At 66.8% G+C, this 22,457-nt stretch carries 21 protein-coding genes; 17 read left to right on the top strand and 4 right to left on the bottom strand.

Annotated elements, in window-relative coordinates:
• Positions 1-25 precede the first annotated feature (25 nt).
• Positions 26-1,279: a tyrosine--tRNA ligase gene (gene tyrS / locus N825_RS26020; protein WP_037458480.1), complete on the bottom strand. Its 1,254-nt coding sequence runs from the start codon at positions 1,277-1,279 to the stop codon at positions 26-28.
• A 160-nt stretch (positions 1,280-1,439) separates the two neighbouring features.
• On the opposite strand from tyrS, the gene N825_RS26015 reads away from it, so the two are divergent.
• Together N825_RS26015 and N825_RS38105 are read left to right on the top strand one after the other, a co-directional pair.
• Positions 1,440-2,510: an anhydro-N-acetylmuramic acid kinase gene (locus tag N825_RS26015; RefSeq protein WP_037458478.1), complete on the top strand. Its 1,071-nt coding sequence runs from the start codon at positions 1,440-1,442 to the stop codon at positions 2,508-2,510.
• 149 nt (positions 2,511-2,659) lie between these two features.
• Positions 2,660-2,833: a helix-turn-helix transcriptional regulator gene (locus N825_RS38105; RefSeq protein WP_084165072.1), complete on the top strand. Its 174-nt coding sequence runs from the start codon at positions 2,660-2,662 to the stop codon at positions 2,831-2,833.
• A 57-nt stretch (positions 2,834-2,890) separates the two neighbouring features.
• Here the strand turns inward: N825_RS38105 and N825_RS26010 are convergent, their stop codons facing one another.
• Positions 2,891-3,553: an alpha/beta hydrolase gene (locus N825_RS26010; RefSeq protein ID WP_037458476.1), complete on the bottom strand. Its 663-nt coding sequence runs from the start codon at positions 3,551-3,553 to the stop codon at positions 2,891-2,893.
• 381 nt (positions 3,554-3,934) lie between these two features.
• On the opposite strand from N825_RS26010, the gene N825_RS26005 reads away from it, so the two are divergent.
• From N825_RS26005 to N825_RS25965, 9 genes are all read left to right on the top strand, one after another.
• Positions 3,935-4,411: an Rrf2 family transcriptional regulator gene (locus N825_RS26005; RefSeq protein ID WP_037458474.1), complete on the top strand. Its 477-nt coding sequence runs from the start codon at positions 3,935-3,937 to the stop codon at positions 4,409-4,411.
• 27 nt (positions 4,412-4,438) lie between these two features.
• Positions 4,439-5,596, top strand: a complete 1,158-nt coding sequence (locus N825_RS26000) for a cysteine desulfurase family protein (RefSeq protein ID WP_037458473.1) — start codon at positions 4,439-4,441, stop codon at positions 5,594-5,596.
• Positions 5,597-5,668: 72 nt separating this feature from the next.
• Positions 5,669-6,337: a hypothetical protein gene (locus N825_RS25995; RefSeq protein ID WP_051513122.1), complete on the top strand. Its 669-nt coding sequence runs from the start codon at positions 5,669-5,671 to the stop codon at positions 6,335-6,337.
• 156 nt (positions 6,338-6,493) lie between these two features.
• The gene (locus N825_RS25990; RefSeq protein ID WP_037458471.1) at positions 6,494-6,826 is read left to right on the top strand and encodes a ferredoxin family 2Fe-2S iron-sulfur cluster binding protein; all 333 of its coding nucleotides are present in this window, start codon (positions 6,494-6,496) and stop codon (positions 6,824-6,826) included.
• Between the two features lie 6 nt (positions 6,827-6,832).
• Entirely contained in the window at positions 6,833-7,516 is a 684-nt protein-coding gene (tenA, locus tag N825_RS25985; RefSeq protein WP_037458469.1) for a thiaminase II, read from the top strand.
• Between the two features lie 101 nt (positions 7,517-7,617).
• Positions 7,618-8,517 carry a glutamate racemase gene (gene murI / locus N825_RS25980; protein ID WP_051513120.1) on the top strand — a complete coding sequence of 300 codons (900 nt, stop codon included), beginning with the start codon at positions 7,618-7,620 and terminating at the stop codon, positions 8,515-8,517.
• Positions 8,518-8,611: 94 nt separating this feature from the next.
• Entirely contained in the window at positions 8,612-8,917 is a 306-nt protein-coding gene (rpmB, locus tag N825_RS25975; protein WP_037458467.1) for a 50S ribosomal protein L28, read from the top strand.
• Positions 8,918-9,086: 169 nt separating this feature from the next.
• Positions 9,087-9,737 (top strand): uracil phosphoribosyltransferase, encoded by a 651-nt coding sequence (upp, locus tag N825_RS25970; RefSeq protein WP_037458466.1) that lies wholly within the window; start codon positions 9,087-9,089, stop codon positions 9,735-9,737.
• 119 nt (positions 9,738-9,856) lie between these two features.
• Positions 9,857-11,542: an ABC transporter permease gene (locus tag N825_RS25965; RefSeq protein ID WP_037458465.1), complete on the top strand. Its 1,686-nt coding sequence runs from the start codon at positions 9,857-9,859 to the stop codon at positions 11,540-11,542.
• A 48-nt stretch (positions 11,543-11,590) separates the two neighbouring features.
• Here N825_RS25965 and ppk2 read toward each other — a convergent pair whose 3' ends face one another.
• Entirely contained in the window at positions 11,591-12,511 is a 921-nt protein-coding gene (gene ppk2, locus N825_RS25960) for a polyphosphate kinase 2 (RefSeq protein WP_084165076.1), read from the bottom strand.
• A 175-nt stretch (positions 12,512-12,686) separates the two neighbouring features.
• Between ppk2 and N825_RS25955 the strand changes: the two genes are divergently transcribed.
• Entirely contained in the window at positions 12,687-13,049 is a 363-nt protein-coding gene (locus N825_RS25955) for a hypothetical protein (protein WP_037458464.1), read from the top strand.
• On the opposite strand, the gene N825_RS25950 is transcribed toward N825_RS25955, so the two are convergent.
• Positions 13,018-14,484 (bottom strand): protein adenylyltransferase SelO family protein, encoded by a 1,467-nt coding sequence (locus N825_RS25950; protein WP_037458463.1) that lies wholly within the window; start codon positions 14,482-14,484, stop codon positions 13,018-13,020. The two genes, N825_RS25955 and N825_RS25950, sit on opposite strands and share 32 nt — an antisense overlap.
• A 182-nt stretch (positions 14,485-14,666) precedes the next feature.
• Between N825_RS25950 and N825_RS25945 the strand changes: the two genes are divergently transcribed.
• From N825_RS25945 to N825_RS25930, 5 genes are all read left to right on the top strand, one after another.
• Complete coding sequence (locus tag N825_RS25945; protein WP_157619545.1) at positions 14,667-15,797, top strand: hypothetical protein; 1,131 nt, start codon at positions 14,667-14,669, stop codon at positions 15,795-15,797.
• The gene (locus tag N825_RS25940; protein WP_037458461.1) at positions 15,794-17,128 is read left to right on the top strand and encodes a hypothetical protein; all 1,335 of its coding nucleotides are present in this window, start codon (positions 15,794-15,796) and stop codon (positions 17,126-17,128) included. The genes N825_RS25945 and N825_RS25940 overlap by 4 nt, the downstream gene beginning before the upstream one ends.
• A 92-nt stretch (positions 17,129-17,220) precedes the next feature.
• The gene (locus tag N825_RS40835; protein ID WP_281174381.1) at positions 17,221-17,349 is read left to right on the top strand and encodes a hypothetical protein; all 129 of its coding nucleotides are present in this window, start codon (positions 17,221-17,223) and stop codon (positions 17,347-17,349) included.
• Between the two features lie 81 nt (positions 17,350-17,430).
• Entirely contained in the window at positions 17,431-20,007 is a 2,577-nt protein-coding gene (locus N825_RS25935) for a cellulase family glycosylhydrolase (protein WP_051513118.1), read from the top strand.
• 135 nt (positions 20,008-20,142) lie between these two features.
• Positions 20,143-22,425 (top strand): putative bifunctional diguanylate cyclase/phosphodiesterase, encoded by a 2,283-nt coding sequence (locus N825_RS25930; protein ID WP_037458460.1) that lies wholly within the window; start codon positions 20,143-20,145, stop codon positions 22,423-22,425.
• The last annotated feature ends 32 nt before the right edge of the window (positions 22,426-22,457 follow it).

The following is a 22,457-nucleotide window of genomic DNA, read 5'->3' as shown; positions in this document are numbered from 1 at the left end:
GTCCACAATCAAAAATTGATCGACATTAAACCGCCTTGACCAAGACGTGCTTCTTCTTTCCGGACGACAGCTTGAGCACTCCGTCGGCGTTGAGGTCGGACACTCCGGCCGCTTGGGTGTCCTCGACCACCACGGCGTCGTTCAGCCGGGCGCCGCCGCCCTTGATCAGCCGGCGGGCCTCGCCCTTGGACGCCGCCAGCTCGGCGCGGATCAGCAAATCGACCACTGTGACGCCGGCCTCCAGGTCGGCGCGGGCGATCTCGATCGTCGGCAGTCCCTCGGCCAGACCGCCCTGCTCGAAGGTGCGGCGCGCGGTCTCCGCCGCCTCCAGCGCCGCGGCTTCGCCATGGGCGAGCTTGGTCTGCTCGAACGCCAGGCGCTTCTTGGCCTCGTTGATGGCCGCCCCCTCCAGCCGCTCGATCTCCGCGATCTCCTCCAGTGGCAGTTCGGTGAAGAGGCGCAGGAAGCGGCCGACATCGGCGTCCTCGGTGTTGCGCCAGAACTGCCAGTAGTCGTAGGGCGACAGACGGTCGGCGTTGAGCCAGACGGCGCCGCCCAGGCTCTTGCCCATCTTGACGCCGGACGCGGTCGTCATCAGCGGCGTGGTCAGGCCGAACAGGCTGGCCTGATCGACCCGGCGCCCCAATTCGACGCCGTTGACGATGTTGCCCCACTGGTCGGAGCCGCCCATCTGGAGACGGCAGCCGACGCGGCGGTGCAACTCCAGGAAGTCGTAGGCCTGGAGGATCATGTAGTTGAATTCCAGGAAGGTCATCGGCTGCTCACGCTCCAGCCGCAGCTTGACGCTGTCGAAGGTCAACATGCGGTTGACCGTGAAATGCACGCCCATGTCGCGCAGGAACGTGATGTAGCCGAGCTTTTCCAGCCAGTCGGCGTTGTTGACCATGACAGCGTCGGTCGGGCCGTCGCCGAACGTCAGGAACTGCCCGAACACCCGCTTGATCCCGGCCATGTTGGCGGCGATCTGCTCGTCGGTCAGCATCTTGCGGGTGTCGTCGCGGCCAGTCGGGTCGCCGATCTTGGTCGTGCCGCCGCCCATCAGGACGATCGGCTTGTGCCCGCAGCGCTGGAGCCAGCGCAGCATCATGATCGAGACGAGGTGGCCGACATGCAGGCTATCCGCCGTGCAGTCGAAGCCGATATAAGCGGTGACGATTCCCTCGGCGGCCAGCTTGTCGAGGCCTTCCAGGTCCGTGCATTGGTGGATGAAACCGCGCGTGCTCAGGATGCGCAGGAATTCCGAACGGAGATCGGTCATCGCTTTGTTCCGGGACGTGATGTGTGGGGTCGAGGACTAGGTTCAACGGCGGCGTCTGTTAGCACAATAGGCGGAACCGGGCCAGCGGGGCTTGCGGAACCGGTGCCAGCCATGGGAAAGAGGGTGATCCCATTCCCCCTTCCAGCACGGCGGCCAAGCCATGACGTCTCCGTCCCCGCGGACAGCCTTGGGTTTGATGAGCGGCACGTCGCTCGACGGCATCGACGCCGCGGTGATCCGCACCGACGGCGTCAGCCATGTCGAGACGGGCGCCTTCATCACCGTTCCCTATGAGGAGGGCTTCCGCGCCCGCCTGCGCGGCTGCCTGGGCGGCCAGGGTCCCGTGGCCGAGGTGGAGCGGGAATTGACGGAGCTTCACGCCGGGGTGGTCAACCAGCTGAAGGAACTGGCCGGCGGCATCGACTTGATCGGCTTCCACGGACACACCATCCTGCACGCTCCCGAACGGCGCAAGACTTGGCAGATCGGCGACGGCACGCTGCTGGCCAAGCTGACCGGCATCCCGGTCGTCCACGACTTCCGGACCGCCGATGTCGCGGCCGGCGGACAGGGAGCGCCGCTGGTCCCGCTGTATCACCAAGCCCTGGCGACGGAGCTGGAGCGCCCCTTGGCGGTGCTCAACATCGGCGGTGTCGCCAATGTCACGTGGCTGGGCCGGCGTGGCGGCAAGGACGTGCTGGCCTTCGACACGGGTCCCGGCAACGCGCTGATCGACGACTGGGTGTTGTCCCACACCGGTCAGCCCTATGACGCCGACGGCGCGCTGGCGGCGTCCGGCACGATGGATCGGGCCGTGCTGGACCGGCTGATGACGGCGGCCTATTTCCGGAAGGCGCCGCCGAAGTCACTGGACCGCGACGCGTTCGACGTGACGCCGGTGGCCGCCCTGGGCGCCGCCGACGGCGCCGCCACCTTGACCGCCTTCACGGCCGCCGCCGTCGCGAGGTCCGCCGGCCAGTTGCCGCAACCGCCCGTCCGGTGGCTGGTGACGGGAGGCGGCAGGCGCAACGGTCACCTGATGGCGCTGCTGCGCGCCATGCTGGGCGTGCCGGTCGAACCGGTGGACAGCGTCGGCTGGCACGGCGACGCGCTGGAGGCGCAAGCCTTCGCCTATCTCGCCGTCCGCAGCCGCGCCGGCTTGCCGCTGAGCGTCCCCGGCACCACCGGCGTCCCCAGCCCGATGACGGGCGGCCAGTTCAGCGAGCCTTGAGTTCAGGACGGTACGCTTTTCCGTACTTTTAGTCCATTCGGTACGGAAATCCGTACGATTTGCGTGGGGTTTGCCTCCGAAGTACGGAAAATCGTACCAGCGGAATCATATGATGGAAAATCATAGCCCCATGCGTTGGGAGAGGCTTCATGGATAAGCTGCCGTCCCTGCGGGCGATCGGCGCGCTGGCGCGGGAGCGGCGGGTCGCGGAGCGGTTGACCCAGAAGGAACTGGCCGATCTGGTGGGCGTCCATCACGCGACGATATTGGCGCTGGAGAAGGGCGAGGGAAACCTGCGGTGGTCAACGCCTGGCGGGTGCTGACTGCCTTGGGGCTCGCCAGCGCGGGTGACGGCGACCCGTGAGCCGCCGGGGAGCCGGTTACTCCGCGACCGCCGCCATGCGGCTACCCAGCGTGTTGTCGAGATAGGTGTCGACGTGCTTGTCGAGCGTTTCGACATGGTTGGAGAAGAAGTGGGTGGCACCGTCGACGATCCTGTAGTCGATCCGGATGTCACGCTGGTGCGACAGCTTGTTGACCAGTTTCTGGACCGAGTTCTCGGGCACCAACTCGTCCTTGTTGCCGTGGACGATCAAGCCCGATGACGGACAGGGCGCCAGGAAGCTGAAGTCGAAGGAATTGGCCGGGGGAGACACCGAGATGAAGCCGTCGATCTCCGGCCGGCGCATCAGGAGCTGCATGCCGATCCAGGCGCCGAACGAGTGGCCCGCGATCCAGCACGAGGAGGCGTTCGGGTTGAAGGTCTGGAGCCAGTCCAGCGCCGACGCCGCGTCGCTCAGTTCGCCCTCGCCCCGGTCATAGGTACCCTGACTGCGTCCGACACCCCGGAAGTTGAACCGCAGCGTGGAGAAGCCGCGGCGGCCGAACGCGTGAAACAGGGTGTAGACCACCTTGTTGTTCATCGTTCCGCCATGATGGGGATGGGGGTGGAGAAACAGCGCGACGGGAGCGTTGGGCTGCTTGCCGTGAACATACCGGCCTTCGATCCGTCCGGCCGGTCCATTGATCATTACTTCGGGCATTGCGGTGTGGGTCCCGGCGAAAACAGGTTGGCCCATACCTGACGGTATGAGTGGGCGGGGCTCGATGGAAACTCCCGCTGGGCGGACCCCAGGGGAAAACCGAGGAGGTTGGTAGGACTTTCACCCGAGCATGCGAAGATCCCGCCGTTGCATTACTTGACCACTGTACTGGGTCATCATATATCGGTTGGGACGGCCAGCGTCGTCCGGCGCGAATCGCCGGGGTGTTGGTCATACCAGTCCGACAAGACCGCCGACTATATCACAGCGAGCGACCGACTGATCAAGCATCTTCGCAAGCGAATACGCGAGTAATTCGCATGCGTGGCGCGAGGGCGGCGACGGGCGACCGGAACCAGGACCGGAACTAGGGAGGCTGAAGTGAGACTGAGCACGAAGGGACGCTACGCCGTCATGGCGATGGTGGATCTGGCCAGCGCCGGCAGGACCGGCCCGATCGCCCTAGCCGACATCGCGGAACGCCAGGAGATCTCGCTCTCCTATCTGGAGCAGCTGTTCGCCAAGTTGAGGAAGGGCGGGCTGGTCAAGAGCGTGCGCGGACCCGGCGGCGGATACCTGTTGGCCCATCCCGCCGACGCCATGCGGATCTCCGACATCATCCTGGCGGTCGACGAGCCGATCCGGGCGACCCGCTGCGCCGCCGGCTCGCCGGCCGGATGCAGGACGAACCGCGGCCGCTGCCTGACCCATGACCTATGGGAGGAACTGGGCAACCAGATCCACCTCTACCTGAGCAGCGTCACCGTCGCGGATGTCTGCGAGCGGAGGGTGCTGGGATCCTCCCACGTGATGCTGCCCGACGCCGTCAGCGAGCCGAGGGCCGCGGCCGCCGAATAGGGGCGGCGGAATAAGCGCGGAACCCAGATGACCGGCAAGAGCTATCTCGACCACAACGCGACCTCGCCGATCCGCCCGGACGTCCGCGACGCCGTGATGGCGGCGCTGGACGTCACCGGCAACCCGTCGTCGGTCCATGGCTTCGGCCGGGCGGCGCGCCGGGTGGTGGAGGACGCGCGCGCCTCGGTGGCGGCGCTGGTTGGCGTGATCCCGGCGCGGGTGGTTTTCACGTCGGGTGGGACGGAGGCCAACACGGCGGCCCTGCGGGCCACCGGCCGGCGGCGGGTGCTGGTCTCCGCGATCGAGCATGATTCCGTGCTGGAGACCGTTCCCGACGCGGAACGCGTCCCCGTCACCGCCGGCGGCGTGATCGACCTGGAGGCGCTGGACCGCATGCTGGCCTCGGGCGATGGCCCGGCGCTGGTGTCGGTCATGATGGTCAACAACGAGACCGGCGTGGTCCAGCCTGTCGCGGACGCGGCGGCCACCGCCCACCGCCATGGCGCGCTGCTCCACTGCGACGCGGTGCAGGCCGCCGGGCGGCTCGATCTCGACACCGACGCTTTGGCGGTCGACCTGATGACGCTGTCGGCGCACAAGCTGGGAGGGCCGCAGGGCGTTGGCGCGTTGATCACGCGCGAGGGGCTCGCCATCACGCCGGTCCTGCGCGGTGGCGGACAGGAACAGCGCCGCAGGGCCGGCACCGAGAACGTCGCGGGACTGGCCGGATTCGGCGCGGCGGCGCGGCTGGCGCTGGGAAACCCCGGAGAGCGGGAACGGCTGGCGGGGCTTCGCGACGGGCTGGAGAGCCGCGCCCTCCAGGCCGCCGAAGCCATTGGCGCGCGGGCCACGGTCCATGGCCGTCACGCGGCGCGGGTCGCCAACACGTCCTGCCTCTCGCTGCCCGGCGCGTCCAGCGAGACCCAGCTGATGGCGTTCGATCTGGCCGGAGTCGCGGTCAGCGCCGGGTCGGCCTGCTCCAGCGGCAAGGTCAAGCCGTCGCACGTGCTGACGGCCATGGGCGTGGCGGCGGACGAGGCGGGCTCCGCCATCCGGGTCAGCCTGGGCTGGAACACGACGGCGGAAGATATCGACCGCTTCCTGGCCGCCTGGGCTAGACTGTGCGAGCGCCGGGCGCGCGCGCCGGTCGCGGCTGGCGTTGCCCAGCCGAGCGCTTATCTATAATGACGCTACTCCGACGCGGGGCGGATCCGTCGGCCTCGGAAGCGAAATCCTTCAAGCAGCAAGCGATCCGGCATGAATCAACGCAAGAGCGGTGGGCCGCGGGGCGGTTCGGGAAAAGGCGCCAACGGCGGCGGGCCGGGCATGGTGATGGGGGACATGGTGTCCTGCTGGCTGTGCTCCAACCCGGTGTCGACGCGCGCCCTGTTCTGCCATACCTGCGGCACGATCCAGCCGCCGCGGGTCCTCGATCCCTTCACGCGGCTGGGGCTGCCGATCCGGTTCGACCTGGACCCGGCGGCGGTGGAACGGCAGTTCGCGGGGTTTCAGCGGACGCTCTCCCCGGAGCGGTTCGAGTCCAAGGGTCCGCGTGAGAAGTCGAACGCCCGCGCCCAGCTGGACGCCTTCAGGCACGCCCACGATACGCTGCGCGACCCGATCCGCCGCGCTCGCCACCTGCTCGACATCGCCCATGGGGCGGCGGCCCGGCGGGCGCCCTTGGCGGATCCGGAACTGGACGCGCTGGAGGCGGAACTGGCGGCGGCCGGCGACACGGTGGAACTGGACAGGCTGGCCAATCACGCGACGCGCGAGATGGAGCGCTGCATCCACGACCTGTCGGCGGCGTTCCGCGCCAACGACTTCGACACCGCCACCCGTGTCGTCCATCGGCTGGAGCGGCTGGAGGCTCTGGCCGGCGCCGCGCGGGAACGGAGGCCCGGACTGCGCGGCGACGCCTCCTGAGCCGTCCCCTCCTTGAGGGCACGTTCAGGGGGAATTCGGGTGAGATTTTAAAGGATTCGCTTGACGACGCCTTTGGGTGAACCTTTAGTCCCGCCGTTCGGTTTCCAGGCTCGAGTAAATCGACCACTGATTTGAGAATGACGGAGTTGTGGCATCATGCCGAAGATCACCTTTATCGACACTGAAGGCAGCCGCCGCGACGTGGACGCCCCCCTCGGGCTGTCGATCCTGGAAATAGCCCATCGCAACGACATCGACCTGGAAGGCGCCTGCGAGGGCTCGCTCGCCTGCTCGACCTGCCATGTCATCGTCGAGCCGGAATGGTACGACCTGCTGTCCGACGCGTCGGAGGACGAGGAGGACATGCTCGACCTCGCCTTCGGTCTGACCAAGACGTCGCGCCTGGGCTGCCAGATCATCATGTCGGACGAACTCGACGGCCTGACCGTCCGCCTGCCGACCGGCACCCGCAACATGATGGGCGGCTGACGCTTGATGGGAAGTGGATTGTCGGAGGGGTTGTTCGGCCGGCTGAAGGACGCCACCGGCGGGGAATGGCGGGCTTATACCCGCCATGACTTCGTGCGCCAGCTGGGCGCCGGCACACTGCCGGAGGCGTCGTTCCGCCATTACCTGATCCAGGACTACCTGTTCCTGATCCACTTCGCCCGCGCCTACGCGCTGGCGGTCTACAAGAGCGACACTCTCGCCGACATGCGGCAGGCCGGCGCCTCGCTCTCGGCGATCCTGGACCTGGAGATGGGGCTGCACGTCCAGTTCTGCGCCGGCTGGGGCCTGGACGAGGCGGCCATGGCCACGGCCCCCGAGGCGACCGGCACGCTGGCGTACACCCGCTTCGTGCTGGAGCGCGGCATGGCCGGTGACCTGCTCGACCTCCACGTGGCGCTGGCTCCCTGCATCGTCGGTTACGCCGAGATCGCGGCGGAGTTGATGGCCGACCCGGCGACCCGGCTGGACGGCAACCCCTATCGCGCCTGGATCGAGATGTACGCCGGCGATGAATACCGGGCGGTCGCGTCGGCGGAGATCGCCCAGCTCGACAGCCTGTCCGCCCGGCGCGGCGGCGAGGCCCGGTTCGCCGATCTGGTCAAGACCTTCACCACCGCCAGCCGTCTGGAGGCCGGGTTCTGGGAGATGGGGCTGCGGCTCCTGCCCTGATTCCGGCTTGGATCCCAACTTGGATCGCAGCGTGATTAATGGGGTCTTTACCATATTGCTCCAGGGTCGGCGGGCCCCTTCCCCACTCCCCATGAGCAGCCATGACTTTCCATGACCGGCCGATCGGCATCTTCGACAGCGGCGTCGGCGGATTGACCGTGCTGCGGGCGCTGCGCGAGCGGCTGCCGGCCGAACGGCTGCTGTATCTCGGCGACACCGCCCGCCTGCCCTATGGCACCAAGAGCCCCGAGACGATCGCCCGCTACGCCGTGCAGGCGGCGGGCCTGCTGGTCGAGCGCGGCATCAAGCTGCTGGTGGTCGCCTGCAACACGGCGTCGGCCCACGCGCTGGACGCGCTGCGCGACGCCTATCCCCAGATCGAGGTGACCGGCGTGATCGAGCCGGGCGCCGAAGCCGCCTGCGCCGCGTCGGCCAGCGGCAGGATCGCGGTGATCGCGACCGAGAGCACCGCGCGGGCCGGCGCCTACCAGCACGCCATCCACCGGATCATGCCCGAGGCCGACGTCACGACCCAGGCCTGCTCGGTCTTCGTGGCGCTGGCGGAGGAAGGTTGGCTCGACGGTCCGGTGGCGGAAGCCGCCGCGCGCCGCTATCTGGCGCCGCTGTTCCAGGACGCGCCCGCCGGGTCCAAGCCCGACACGCTGGTGCTCGGCTGCACCCATTTCCCCCTGCTCAGCCCCGTGCTGGAAGCCGTGGTTGGGCCGGACGTGGCGCTGGTCGATAGCGCCCGCACGACAGCCGACGTGGTGGCGGTGATGCTGGAGCGGGCCGGGGTCGCGTCACGGTCGGAGCACGCGCCGGCGGAGATCCGGCTGCTGGCGACCGACGCGCCCGACCGCTTCGCCCGGGTGGCCGCCAACTTCCTTCCTTTCCCGATCACCCCGGCCATGGTCGAACTGGTCGACCTAGGCCCGGTTCCGGTCAGGACGGTCAACAAGGCGTTCGAAGATTCACCGCGACGGGTTGGCCCGTCAGCTTGACTTCTCCGGGCGCGGTCCCTATAAACCCGCTTCCGCCGGGCGGATAGGCCGTCCCGACTTGGTTTTTGTGTTCACAAAGTTAAGGACCTGTCCGATGGCACGACGTTGCGCCGTGACCGGCAAGGGCGTGATGTTTGGCAACAACGTCAGCCACGCCAACAACAAGAATCGCCGCCGCTTCCACCCGAACCTGCAGGAAACCTCGCTGCTGAGCGACGCGCTGGGTGGCATGATCCGCCTGCGCCTGTCGACCAACGCGATCCGCACGATCGAGCACAAGGGCGGCCTCGACGCCTTCATGCTCGACGCCAAGGACGTGAACCTGAGCCTCGAAGCGCGCCGCATCAAGCGCCGCATCGTCGCCAAGGTCGAGGCGAAGCAGCAGCAGGACGCCGCCTGAGCCTTTCGAGGCGCTGACGGGTTCGAAGGATCGAAGCCGGCCGCGAGAGCGCGCCGGCTTCGATCTTTTTGGCGTTTTCATCCCTTGGATGCGCCCAGCCGCCTTCCGAGTCCGGTGTCCACGCGCTATTGTGTCGCGGCCTCTCCCACAGCTTCGGAAAAGCCCGATCATGCAGACCCATCCAGATTTTCCGAACCTGTACATCCTGAGCCACCCGCTGATCCAGCATAAGCTCAGCCACATGCGCGACCGGGACCGGTCGACCATGGGCTTCCGGTCCCTCCTGAAGGAGATCGCGCTGCTGATGGGCTACGAGATCACCCGAGACCTGCCGATGACGACGGAGCGGATCCAAACACCGCTGGCGGAAATGGACGCCCCAGTGCTGGCCGGCAAGAAGCTGGCGATCGTGCCGATCCTCCGCGCCGGGCTCGGCATGGCGCAGGGGCTGCACGAGTTGGTGCCATCCGCGCGCGAGGGACATATCGGGCTCTATCGCGACCACGAGACCAAGCAGCCGGTGGAATATCTGGTCAAGCTGCCGGAGCCGGAGGGCCGCGTCTTCGTCCTGGTCGATCCCATGCTGGCGACCGGCAACTCGGCCGCCTACGCCTGCGACGTGCTGAACCGCCACGGCGTCGAGGACCGCAACATCCGGTTCATGGCCCTGGTGGCGGCGCCGGAAGGCGTGCGGGTGTTCCAGAAGACCCACCCGGATGTCGCGGTCTACACGGCGGCGCTGGACAGCCATCTGGACGAGAACGCCTATATCGTCCCCGGTCTGGGCGACGCCGGCGACCGCATGTTCGGAACCAAGTAGGGCGGGATCGGCCGCACCTCCGGGAGCGGGTGCGGCGATCTTGTCATTGCGACTTAATAGCAGCCTGTGGGACGATGCGGGTTTCGCGGTGAAGCCGCCGTTCCAGCGAAGTTGACGCCTTGACCATCCAAGCCTTGAGCAACGCCGCCACGCGCGCCCGCCACCGCCTGATGCCGAGTGGCTGGACGATCGCCACCCTGGCGATCGCCTGCCTCGTGGCCCTGCCGGTGATCGTGGTGCTGAGTCGCGTCCTGATCCCGACCGAGGGCGTCTGGTCGCACCTCGCCTCGACCGTGCTGCCCTATTATCTCGCCAACACGGCCCAATTGGTGCTGGGGGTCGGCGTGGGCACGCTGGTGCTGGGCGTCGGGACCGCGTGGCTGGTGACGATGTGCCGGTTTCCCGGCAGCCGCGTGCTGGAATGGGCGCTGCTGCTGCCTATGGCGGTGCCGGCCTATGTCATGGCCTATGTCTACACCGACCTGCTGCAATTCGTCGGGCCGGTGCAGACGACGATCCGGGAGCTGACCGGCTGGACCCGGCACGACTACTGGTTCCCGAACATCCGGTCGCTGGGCGGCGCCGTCACCATGCTGACGCTGGTGCTCTACCCCTATGTCTACCTGCTGTCGCGCGCCGCCTTCCTGGAACAGTCGGTCTGCGTGCTGGAGGTGAGCAGGACGCTGGGGCGCGGACCCTGGCGCAGCTTCTTCGGCGTGGCCCTGCCGCTGGCCCGCCCCGCCATCGTCGCGGGACTGGCCCTGGTGCTGATGGAGGTGCTGGCCGATTTCGGCACGGTGCAGTATTTCGCGGTCGACACCTTCACCACGGGCATCTACCGGACGTGGTTCGCCATGGGACAGCCGATCGCGGCGGCGCAGCTGGCCTCGGTCCTGATGCTGTTCGTGCTGGCGCTGATGCTGATGGAGCGCTGGTCGCGCGGGGCGGCCCGGTTCCATCACACGACCAGCCGCTACCGCCGCTTGCCGAGCTACCGCCTGCGCGGCGCGCGCGGCGCCGCCGCCCTGATCGGCTGCCTGACGCCCTTGGTGCTGGGCTTCTTCGTGCCGGCGGCGGCGCTGGCGGATTTCGCTTTCAGCGAGGGTGACGCGCTGCTGGGCGACATGTTCTGGCAGTGGGCGACCAACAGCGTCGTGCTGGCGGCCTTGACCTCGGTCCTGGCGGTGGCGCTGGCCCTGGTGATCGCCTATGGCCTTCGCCTGCGCCCCTCCCCCCTGCTGCGCGGCGCGGTGCGGGTCGCGGCGATGGGCTACGCGGTGCCCGGATCGGTGATCGCGATCGGCGTGCTGATCCCCTTCGCCCATCTGGATAATGCGCTGGACGCCTTCATGGTGGAGCGTTTCGGCATCTCGACCGGCCTGATGCTGAGCGGCACGATCGCGGCGCTGGTGTTCGCCTATCTGGTCCGCTTCCTGGCGGTGTCGTTCAACACGATCGAGGCCAGCCTGGGCAAGATCCGGCCGAACATGGACCAAGCCTCGCGCATCCTGGGCCAGACCCCGTCGAAGACGCTGGTCAAGGTCCACGCGCCGCTGATGCTGGGCAGCCTGCTGACGGCGGGGCTGCTGGTGTTCGTCGACTGCATGAAGGAATTGCCGGCGACCATGATCGTCCGGCCCTTCAACTTCGACACGCTGGCGGTCCGGACCTACCAGCTGGCGTCGGACGAGCGATTGGCCGAGGCGTCGGCCCCGGCGCTGGCGATCGTCGCGGTCGGCATCCTGCCGGTAATCCTGCTGAGCGTCGCGATCACCCGCTCCCGCCCCGGCCACGCCGACGATTGAGCGAGAGGATCGAGGCGGGCCGAACCGTCCTCCCTGCTCCCGTCCCGCTCAATACAGCTTCGGAACCCAGCGTTGGTCCGACTTGGCCGGGCGCTTGTAGCCCGTGTCGGGCTGGCGCGCCGGCAGTTCCAGCGGAGCCGGCAGCAGATCCTGGTAGGGGATCTGGTGCAGCAGATGGGCCATGCAGTTGAGCCGGGCACGCTTCTTGTTGTCGGCGTCGACGATGTGCCAGGGCGTCAGCTTGAGGTCGGTGTGCTTCAGCATCAGGTCCTTGGCCTGGGAATACTCGACCCAGTGCTTGCGCGATTCCAGGTCCATCGGGCTGAGCTTCCATCGCTTGATCGGGTTGTTGGACCGCTCGATGAAGCGCCGCTCCTGTTCCTCGTCGCTTACCGAGAACCAATACTTGATCAAATGGATGCCGGACCGGACCAGCATCTCCTCGAACAAGGGACAGGAGCGCAGGAATTCCTTGTATTCCTCGTCATTGCAGAAGCCCATGACCTTCTCGACGCCGGCCCTGTTGTACCAGCTGCGGTCGAACAGGACGATCTCGCCCTTGGCGGGCAGTTCCGCGACATAGCGCTGGAAGTACCACTGGCCACGCTCCTTCTCGGTCGGGGTGCCGAGCGCCACGATGCGGCAGACACGGGGATTTAGGCTTTCGGCGATCCGCTTGATCACGCCGCCCTTGCCGGCCGCGTCGCGCCCCTCGAAGATGATGCAGACCTTCAGCCCCTCGGCCTTGACCCATTCCTGGAGCTTGATCAGCTCGAATTGGAGCCGCGCCAGTTCATCGATGTACTTGTACTTCTTCGGCGGCTTGTCGCCATTCTTCTTCGCGTGGTCCGTCTCGTGGCCGACTTCGTGCCAATGAGCCTCCACCGCGGCGACCTCGCGCGCGTCGCGCAGCAATTCGCCACCGACGCCCGCCTTGGCCTTCTTCTCCTTCGACTTCCTGTCGCCCATCGCCCTGCCCATCCCGTGGTTGTTCTTGTTGATGTCAATAGTATTACAGCCAAAATGACCGACGGGAGATGGGACACATCACCGCTGTGGGTGCACCGCCGTGGGCGACGCATCGCGGTATAGGGGATTTTTACCATTCGGGCCTTAAACCGGACCCGCTGTCACGACGCGCGGGATGCCCACTGTGATCATGAATGTGCTGGAGGTCGCTGTCTTCGCGATGGTGACGCTGGGGCCGAACCAGCAGCCCTTCACCTGCGAGGTCTCGATCGGCGGCGTCCGTTGCTCGCACGGGATCGCCGCCTTTCGGGAGGGCGAGCACGACATCCTGATGTCGGACGGCGTCAAGGTGGCGAAGTCGCCCAAGGGCGAACTGTTGTTCTCCAATGGCATCCAGGCCCACATGGACTCTCTGGGCTGGGTCCAGTTCTCCAACGGCGCCGCCGTCCGGCGCGAGGGAACCGAGCAGTTCCGCTTCAGCACCGGCATGGTGTGCCGCTACACCGCTATCGGGAAGGTCGCCTGTACCCGGCGATAGCGGTTCCCATAGCCTCGCCCGCCACCGCGATCTCCCTCAGCTTGGCGTGCCAAGCGGACCAGTCGTCGGCTTCCGCGATCGGTGCCCACAGAGCCTCGATCTCGTCGATCAGCAGGGTGCAGGGCTCTCCCTGGAAATAGGGATGGGACGGATTGGCCGACGGCGTTGGAGTCCGCGCCAGCAATCCGGCGCGCACGGGCGCGAATTCCGCTCCCGCGTACAGGTCGGCCACCGGACTATCGGCCGCGCGCCGCTCGCTCGCCGGGCCGCCGCGCCAGTCGAAGAAGAAGCGTTCGAACGGCACGCCGCTGGCCGCCATGAAGCCATAGATGGCGCTGGCGAAATCCAGGTCGGCGCCAGGGTCGCCGGGTTCCAGCGCCAATGGATCCAGGGCGAGGCGGTCCAGTGTCGCCTTGGTCAGAGCCTCGGCGAACAGGAGGTCGAACCCCTTGACGACTCCTTCCAGGCGTCCCGGCGAGGTCAGCGGCAGCAGGCATTCCGCAAGCCGCGTCAGGTTCCAGCGCAGCGCGTTGGGCTGCCGCCCGAAGGCGTAGAGCCCAACCGGGTCGAAATAGGCCGCGACGAACTTCGGATCGTAGACCGGCAGGAAGCGGTAGGGACCGTAGTCGAAGCTCTCGCCGGTGATCGTGACGTTGTCGGTGTTGATCACGCCATGGACGAAGCCGGCCGCCGTCCACTGGCCGCCCATGCGGGCGACATTGGCGCAGGCGCGCTCGAAGAACGCCAGCGTTCTGGCGCTCTCGTCCTCCGCCCAGGCGTCCGGCATGTAATGGCGGATGCAATGATCTACCAGCCGCCGCAGGTTGGCTTGGTCGCCCAAATAGGCCAGCCGCTGGAAGGTGCCGATCCGGATGTGGGAATGGCTGAGACGGACCAGCACCGACGAGCGGGTCGGCGACGGCTCGTCACCCCGGTACAGGTTCTCGCCGGTCTCGATCAGGCTGAAGCTCTTCGAGGTGTCGACGCCACGCGCCTCCAGCAGGCCCGTCGCCAGCACCTCGCGGACGCCGCCCTTCAAGGTCAACCTGCCATCCGCTCCCCGCGACCACGGCGTCTCGCCGCTGCCCTTGGTGGCGAGGTCGAGCAGCCGTCCATCGACGGGATCGCGCAACTGGGCGAACAGGAAGCCTCGGCCATCGCCAAGGTCGGGATTGTAGTTGCGGAACTGGTGGCCATGGTAACGAAGCGCCAGTGGTCGTTCCAGGCTGCCCGGCAGTGGTTCGAACCGGCCAAAATGGGCGATCCAGTCCTCGTCGCTTAAGGCGCCCAAGCCGACGCGGTCGGCCCAGGCGTCGTTCCGCCAGCGGAGGATGTGTTGCGGGAAGCGCGCCGGTTCGACGACATCGAAGAAGGCGTCGCCAAGTTCCTCATGGTGCCGGGCGGCAAGGAGGCGCGTGTCATCGGGTTCGGCCATGATCGCCCTATCCAAGTTATTCAAACAGCACCGTCATCAACCGCCCCAGGATACGCTGGTCACGCCGCCGGGCCATGAAAATCAACGGATTGATCAGAACGACCGATGGGTCAGATATATTGTCTTAACCTCGACATGATAATTAACCCTCCATGAGCGGCACGCGCCTGGAGAGGCTCTGAATGAGTTCGTCCGATAGTCTGGGACAGATCATGGAAAAGCCGGCGGAGTTCGCTCCGTCGACATTCGCCCAACGAGGCGTGGCGGTGGACTTCACGACACCGCTGCTGGTCCAGGCCAGGATCAGGCAGGCCAGCGGCGATTCGGTCGAACTGATCCTGCCCAATCTGGCGGGCGGTCGCGGATCCTATATCCTCGCGTGGCGCTCGCTGGTCCAGTACGCGACCATCACCATGCACGACCACGCGCTCTACGAGGCCGTGATGCGGGTGGAGCGGATCGATCCCGCCACCGTCAGGACGGCCACGCTGAACGTCGCGGCGGAGGGTCTGGCCGGCCGCGACGCCATGCGCCGCGCCACCACCCTGCTGGCCGAGGAGAAGGAGGAGTCGCTCCTGACCAACTTCCTGCTGGTCGTGGACCTGCTGAAGTTGACAGGCATTTCGGCGCAGGAGCTGATGAGGGGACAAGCCGGCGAGGACACCGAGGCGCGCATGAAGCGGGCGATCCATCAGGTCGCCGGCTCATTGGCCGTTTCGCCGGAAGTTCTGTACCAGCGGATCGAGCGGCTGACGCGCTCCACCTTCTCGGTCGGACTGCCTTGGGCGCCCTCCCCCGGACGGCTTCGGCGCCTGTTGGCGGATCTCGACGCCTTCCAGGCCTCCGTTACGCAATGGCAGAGCCGGGACGTCTCGGGAGCGGGCGAGGTCGGCCGATTCGCGGCGCAGGTCGCCCACCACACCACCACCATGGCGCGCCTTACGCTGGCCGAGACGGATATCCTGGTGCGGAACGTCCTGAGCATCATGCGCAACTGGGATCGCGACTCGAAAATCGTCAGCGGCCAGATGTCGCGGCTGGCGTGGCTGCTGGACGGCTGGTCGTACATCGTATCATTGTGGAATTCAGTGGAGCATGAGCCGCACGAGCGGCAGCGCGACACGATCCTGGACCTCGCCCGGCACATTCCGGTGATGCCGAAGGAGATCTCGGAATGGACCGCCAGCGGCCTGGACCAGGAGGCGCGGACGATCCAGCGGAAGTGGGTACGGCTGAACCAGGACTGGCGCACCGGCAGGAACTTGCAGGAGCTGGTTGTCAGGAACGAGCTTCTCAAGGGAGCCATGGCATGACGCTGAACTGGTCGGAGCTGCAGCAGCTGGGCTTGGCGATCGCCCAGGCGTCCGACGAGAAACTGATCCAGATCGTCAGGATGGTGGATACCCTGCCGGAGCGGACGCATCTGGACGACGCCATCGCCAAGGTCCGGCACCGGCTATTTGTGCTACGCCCGCCGCGGCCGCTGTCGATGGCGCGGATGCTGTTCTCCCCGGTCGAGGATCTGCTGGACATGCCGCTCCGCTATCGGCGCGGCAGCCGGAGGTTCAGCCGGGCCATCATCCGCCCGGTGGTCGACCTCGTGGAGGCCGGCCTGGGAGCCGCCAAGACCGCCGCGATCCGCGCCGAACTGATGTGCAAGACGACCAAGGACCGGGCCTTCTCCCTGGCACTGGGCGAGCGGCTATGGCCGGCCGCGGCGGAGATCCTGGGGGAGTTCGCCAAGCGGGCGGAGGTCGACGGCCGACTGCGGATCGAGCGGATCGGCCGCGACGACGACGTGCTGGTCCAGATCGCCGATCTGGCGGGTTTCCTGCGCTTTGGCGCCGAGTTGGAGCGGTTGAAGGCCGACCTGCCGCCCAAGCCTTTCGATGACCTCCAAGCCCATCACGTCGCGATGATCGAGGAGGCTTTCGTCAGCCTGCCGTCTCCCGAGGACGTCTCGCTGTTCACCCGCATCCTGCTGAGCCTGTCGGCCGAACCCGCGAGGATCCTGGAGATGCTGGAGCGGGTCAAGCTCCAGGCGACGCAACGGCAGCGCGACACGCTGGTGGGCGACCTCACCCAGTCGGTGATCGAGCGGCTGGGCGACGACGCCGAACGCCTGATCGACATCCCCGAAACCGATCTCCAAGTCGCGGCCAAGGTCGCGGGCCGTCTGGTCAGCAGCCTCGACTCGCTGGGCCGCAAGCGCCAGTGGGGGACGGTCAACATCGACAACAAGACGTTGGACAGGACGCGCAAGGCGATTGGCGACTTCGTGATGGGCAATCTCGACCGCACCGCCAGCGGTTCCGCCGCGTCGCGGGCGGCGATGGCGGCGAACCCCGGCGCCATCAGCGACACCCAGGCGGCCGAGGCCGAGGACCGCGCGTCGGCGATCAGGCAGTTCCGCGACCTGTCGCGCTCGCTGAAGATCGACCACCAGACCAAAGGAAAGTTCGACACGATCATCCGGTCGATGGAGACGGAGGCGATCGAGCAGATCGGCGCCGCCGTGCGCCAAGGGTTGCCGCGCTCCGAGATCAACCAGATCATCATGGACCGCCTGCGGCTATGCGATATCGTCGAGGGCTATGACCGCGTCAAGGAATTGCGGGTCAAGCTGATGGCGGCTGCGGGCTAGCGGCGGGGTGAGCCTGGGCCGACACCGATGTCCATGGCGTCTGTCAGCTGCTTCAAATCTCGCTGTGGTCGAGCGTCGCGCATCTCGGCGTGATGGATATCAAGTTCGAGACGATCCTGATCTGCGCCCTGCCGCTGATCGGGTTCGGGCTGTCCCCGTGGGTGCTCGCCAGCGAGCGACTGGAGTCCTTGGAGGGATGGCGCGGCGGCGGTAGCCGATAATTGTTACAACTCTATCGAAAGAGCATTCCCAAACTCGGCCCTCGAAAGAACGTGGATCAGTCTTGGGCGGGGATGCTTGATATGGCGTATGTGGTCGATTTCGATGTGGCGAGTAGTTGGAACACCGGGTTCACCGGCTCCGTCTCGCTGAGGAACACCAACACCTCGGCGGCGAACGGCTGGACGGTGGAGTTCGACGCGGCGTTCCAGATTTCCAACACTTGGAACGCCCAACTGGTCAGCCATGTCGGCAACCATTACGTCTTCCGCAACCTGTCCTGGAACGCGACGCTGCCGGCGGGCGGCAGCGTCAATTTCGGGTTCCAGGCGGCCAATACCGGCGCCGTGGTCGAGCCGACAAAGTTCACGGTCAACGGTCAGGCGAGCGGGGTCGACACTCCCCCTCCCGCCACTCTTCCCAAGTTCAGCGTCAACGACGTGGCGCTGGCGGAGGGGAATTCCGGGACCAAGGACATGAGTTTCACCATCAGCCTGGACAAGGCTTCGACGGAGACGGTGACGGTCAACTACGCCACGGCCAATGGCACCGCCACCGCCGGGGCGGCCGGTTCCGGAGCCGACTATCAGGCGAGGTCGGGCACGCTGAGCTTCGCGCCGGGCGAGACGTCCAAGACGATCAAGGTCACCGTCCATGGCGACACGGTGGTGGAGGGCAACGAGACGGTCCTGGTCAACCTGACCAGCCCGACCAAGGCGACCATCGCCGATGGCCAGGGCGTCGGCACCCTCAACAATGACGACGCCCGGGCGCTGCCCCGCCTAACCATCACCGACACCTCGGTGGTCGAGGGCAACCCGGTCACCACAGGCGGCGGCGGGGGATCTGGCGGTGGAGCGGGCGCGCACGCAGGGTTCTTCAGCACCAGCGGCAACCAGATCGTCGACAGCGCCGGGGCACCGGTCAAGATCGCGGGCGTCAACTGGTTCGGCATGGAGTCCGGGCGCTACGCTCCCGATGGGCTGCACACGCGGAACTACAAGGACATGATGGACCAGATGGTCGATCTGGGATTCAATACCATCCGCCTGCCCTTCTCCGGCCAGCTGTTCAATTCGGGCAGCACGCCGAACGGCATCGACTATTCGAAGAACGCGGATCTGGCCGGGCTCAACGGGCTCGGCATCATGGACAAGATCGTCGATTACGCCGGACAGATCGGCTTGAGGATCATCCTAGACCATCACCGCAACAACGCGGGCGCCGGGGCTTCCGAGAACGGCTTGTGGTACGACGGCACCTATACCGAGCAGCGCTGGATCAACGACTGGAAGATGCTGGCGCAGCACTACGCCGGCAACTCGACGGTGATCGGGGCTGACCTGCACAACGAGCCGCATGGTCCGGCGACCTGGGGCGGCGGCGGGGCCACCGACTGGGCCGCGGCGGCGGAACGGGCCGGCAACGCGATCCACACGGTCAATGGCGGCTGGCTGGTCTTCGTCGAAGGGGTCGAGTCGTACCAGGGGAACTATTACTGGTGGGGCGGCAACCTGATGGGGGTCAAGGACCGGCCGATCGACCTCAACTCCGACAACAAGCTGGTCTATTCGCCGCACGACTATCCCAACTCGATCTATGGGCAGCCCTGGTTCAACGATCCCAACTTTCCCAACAACCTACCGGACAAGTTCGAGCAGATGTGGGGGCACATCTACGAGACCGGCGAGGCTCCGGTCTATCTGGGCGAGTTCGGCAGCAAGCTGACCGACCCCAAGGACGTGGCGTGGCTGGACAAGATCCAGGCCTATCTGTCCGGCGACCTCGACGCCAACGGCTCGCGCGATATCCCCGCCAACAAGGAGGGCATGAGCTGGACCTGGTGGTCGTGGAACCCGAATTCCGGCGATACCGGCGGCATCCTCAAGGACGATTGGACCTCGGTCAACCAGAACAAGGTCGACGAGTTGCGGCCGCTGATGTTCGACCTGGGGGCGGATGGCGGCGGTGGCGGTGGCGGTGGCGGTGGCGGGACGGTGACCGAGAACGGCGTCACCTACGCCACGACCACGGTGACGCTGTCGGAGGCTTGGGCGGAGGCCGTCACGATCGATTATCGGACGCTGACCGACAGCGCCACGGCGGAGGACTTCACCAGCACGTCCGGCACGCTGACCTTCGCTCCGGGCGAGACGGCCAAGACGATCAAGGTGGCGGTGGTCGGCGACGCCAAGGTCGAGCCGGACGAGACTTTTCTCATCGCCTTGTCCAATCCGAAGAACGCGGTGGTGGCGGATGCCCAGGCCTCGGTCGTGATTCGGAACGACGATGGCGGGACGGTGACGCCGCCGGTCACCCCGCCCGTCACCCCCCCTGTGACGCCACCCTCATCGGGCGGTGGCGAGGAGGTGACGCCTACCGTCACGATCGCCGACAGGTGGAACACCGGCTTCGTCGCCAACGTGGCGGTCAGGAACACGGGCGATGTCGCGGTGGACGACTGGACGCTGGAGTTGGACACGCCGCATTCCATCACGAACATCTGGAACGCGGAGATCGTCAGCCACACCGGCGACAGCTATGTCATCCGCAATCTGGCTTGGAACGACAAGATCCCGGTGGACCAAACGGTCAGCTTCGGCTTCCAAGCGCTGGGGGTACCGTCGGCGGACTCGTTCCACTGGGACTTCCTGGGCTAGATCGGCCGCGGGTCGGAGGATGCCAAAGCCTGACAACCGTCAGAAAAACGTCACGCAACATACCTAAAGAGGTAGCTCCCATGATGTAGAAACCGTGTCCGCGCGGGTTCAAACGAATTCAGGTCACGGATCATCATGACGACGCCATTGGAACCCGACGACGACCGCGTCGATATCATCGAGGATGAGGAAGTCGGCATCATCGAGGATGACGGGGTGGTGTCGCCCGCCACATCCGCAGCCGCGGGTGACCGCCAATGGGAGGTGCTGGTCGTCGACGACGACGACGAGGTCCACCACAGCACCGCCTATTCGCTGCGGGGCGTCGACCTGCTGGGACGGCGGCTGTCGCTGATCCACGCGCGCTCCTCGGCCGAGGCGGTCGAGGCGTTGCGCACGCATCCCGGCATCGCCGTCATCCTGCTCGACGTGGTGATGGAGACGGACGACGCCGGGCTGCGGATGGTCAGGACCGTGCGCGAGGATCTGGCGCTTTCCGCCGTGCGGATCATCCTGCGGACGGGACAGCCGGGCTACGCGCCGGAACTGGCGGTCATCCGCGATTACGACATCAACGATTACAGGACCAAGTCGGAGCTGACGCGGACCCGGCTGCTGGCGTCGCTCTACTCGGCATTGCGCACCCATGGCCATCTGCTCGCCCTGGAAACCCACCGGCGCGGATTGGAACAGATCATCAAGGCGTCGGCGGAACTGTTCCGCCGCAACTCCCTGCCGGCCTTCTGCGAAGGCATCCTGATCCAACTCGGCGCCTTGCTCGACATGGACACCGGCGGCATCGTCCTGGCGCGCGATGGTGGCGATCGCTCCCAGGGACCGGTGGTGCTGGCGGCGTCCGGATCGTTCCGCCACCTATCGGGACAGGCGCTGGACCACATCACGGAGGAGGATGTCAGGACGCTGCTGCTGCGCGTGCTGGAACAGCGGATCACCATCTATGACGATCGCGCCACCGGCCTGCACATCGCTGGTCCCTCGGGCGACGACTTGGCGGTCTATCTGGCGAACAGCCGCGGCATCGAACCGCTCGACCGGACGCTGCTCGAGGTGTTCTCATCCAACGTGGCGCTGGGTTACGACAACGCGGCGCTGCTCGACCGGGTCCGAAGCCTCGCTTATTACGATCCGCTGACCCGGTTGCCCAACCGCGCGCTGCTGCGGGAGCGGACGGAGGCGCGGCTGGCCCGCCTGGAGGGCGACGAGAAGCTGGCGCTCTTCACGCTGGACCTGGATCATTTCCAGGCGGTCAGCGACGGGCTGGGCCAGGAGGCGGGCGACCAGATGCTGCGCCTGATCGCGGCGCGGCTGACCGACTATTTCGCGGCGGATGGCGCGGTCGGCCGTCTGTCCGGCGACATGTTCGGCGTCCTCACCCCGCTCCATCATGCCGGGGACGAGGCGGCGGCGATCGCCCTGATCAATGGCGGCTTCGAAGTGGCGCTCGAACTGGGCGGCGCTCCGCTGATGGCGAGGATGTCGGGAGGCTACGCGGTCGCGGGTGCCGGCGACGCCGACGTGCCGCGCCTGATGCGCCATGCCGGCATGGCGATGAAGCTCGCCAAGAAGTCGGGGCGCGGCCGGGTGCTGCGGTTCGAGCCGGAGATGGAGGAGGAATTGCACTCGCGACTGGCGCTGATCGGGCGAATCGCCGAGGCGCAGGCGCGTGGCCAGTTCTCGCTGGTCTATCAGCCCCAGATCCGCTTGCGCGACGACGCCGTCGTCGGGGTTGAAGCGCTGCTGCGCTGGCGCTGTCCGGATGGGTCGTGGATCAGGCCGGACGCCTTCATCCCCGCGGCGGAGGACGCCGGGCAGATCGTCTCGCTGGGCGAATGGGTGCTGCGCGAGGCTTGCCAGCGTCAGGTGGCTTGGCGCCGAGGTGGTGTCGCCCCCCTGCGGATGGCGGTCAACGTCTCGGTCCGGCAGATCCGTGACGGCGACTTTCCGGCGGTGGCCGAGCGCGCGCTGCGCGAGACGGGGGCCCACCCCGCGGAAATCGAGCTGGAGATCACCGAGAGCCACGCGATGGAGGATTCCAAGGTGCTGTCCACGGCCGAGACGCTGCGCGCCATGGGCTTCCGCATCGCCATCGACGATTTCGGGACCGGCTATTCGTCGCTGGCGCGGCTGCGGCAGCTTCCGGCCTCGCTCTTGAAGATCGACCGCGCCTTCGTGCGCGGCATGGATCACGCCACGGACAGCCGGTCGATCGCGTCGATGATCGTCAAGATGGGCCACGAATTAGGGCTGGACGTGCTGGCCGAAGGCGTCGAGACCCTGGAGGAGGAAGCGGTGCTGCGCGAGCTTGAGTGCGACGAGGTGCAGGGCTTCCTCCATTCCAAGCCGCTGCCACCGGCGGAGCTGGAGACTTGGCTGTGTAACAGGACCGCGGCGGCGTGACGGCGCCTTTCCCTGCACCTTCACCATGACGC

Origin of the sequence: Skermanella stibiiresistens SB22 (assembly GCF_000576635.1) — a bacterium.
Lineage (GTDB): Bacteria > Pseudomonadota > Alphaproteobacteria > Azospirillales > Azospirillaceae > Skermanella > Skermanella stibiiresistens.
The sequence above is the reverse complement of the archived record's forward strand: the minus strand, read 5'-3'. Positions and strand labels throughout refer to the sequence as shown.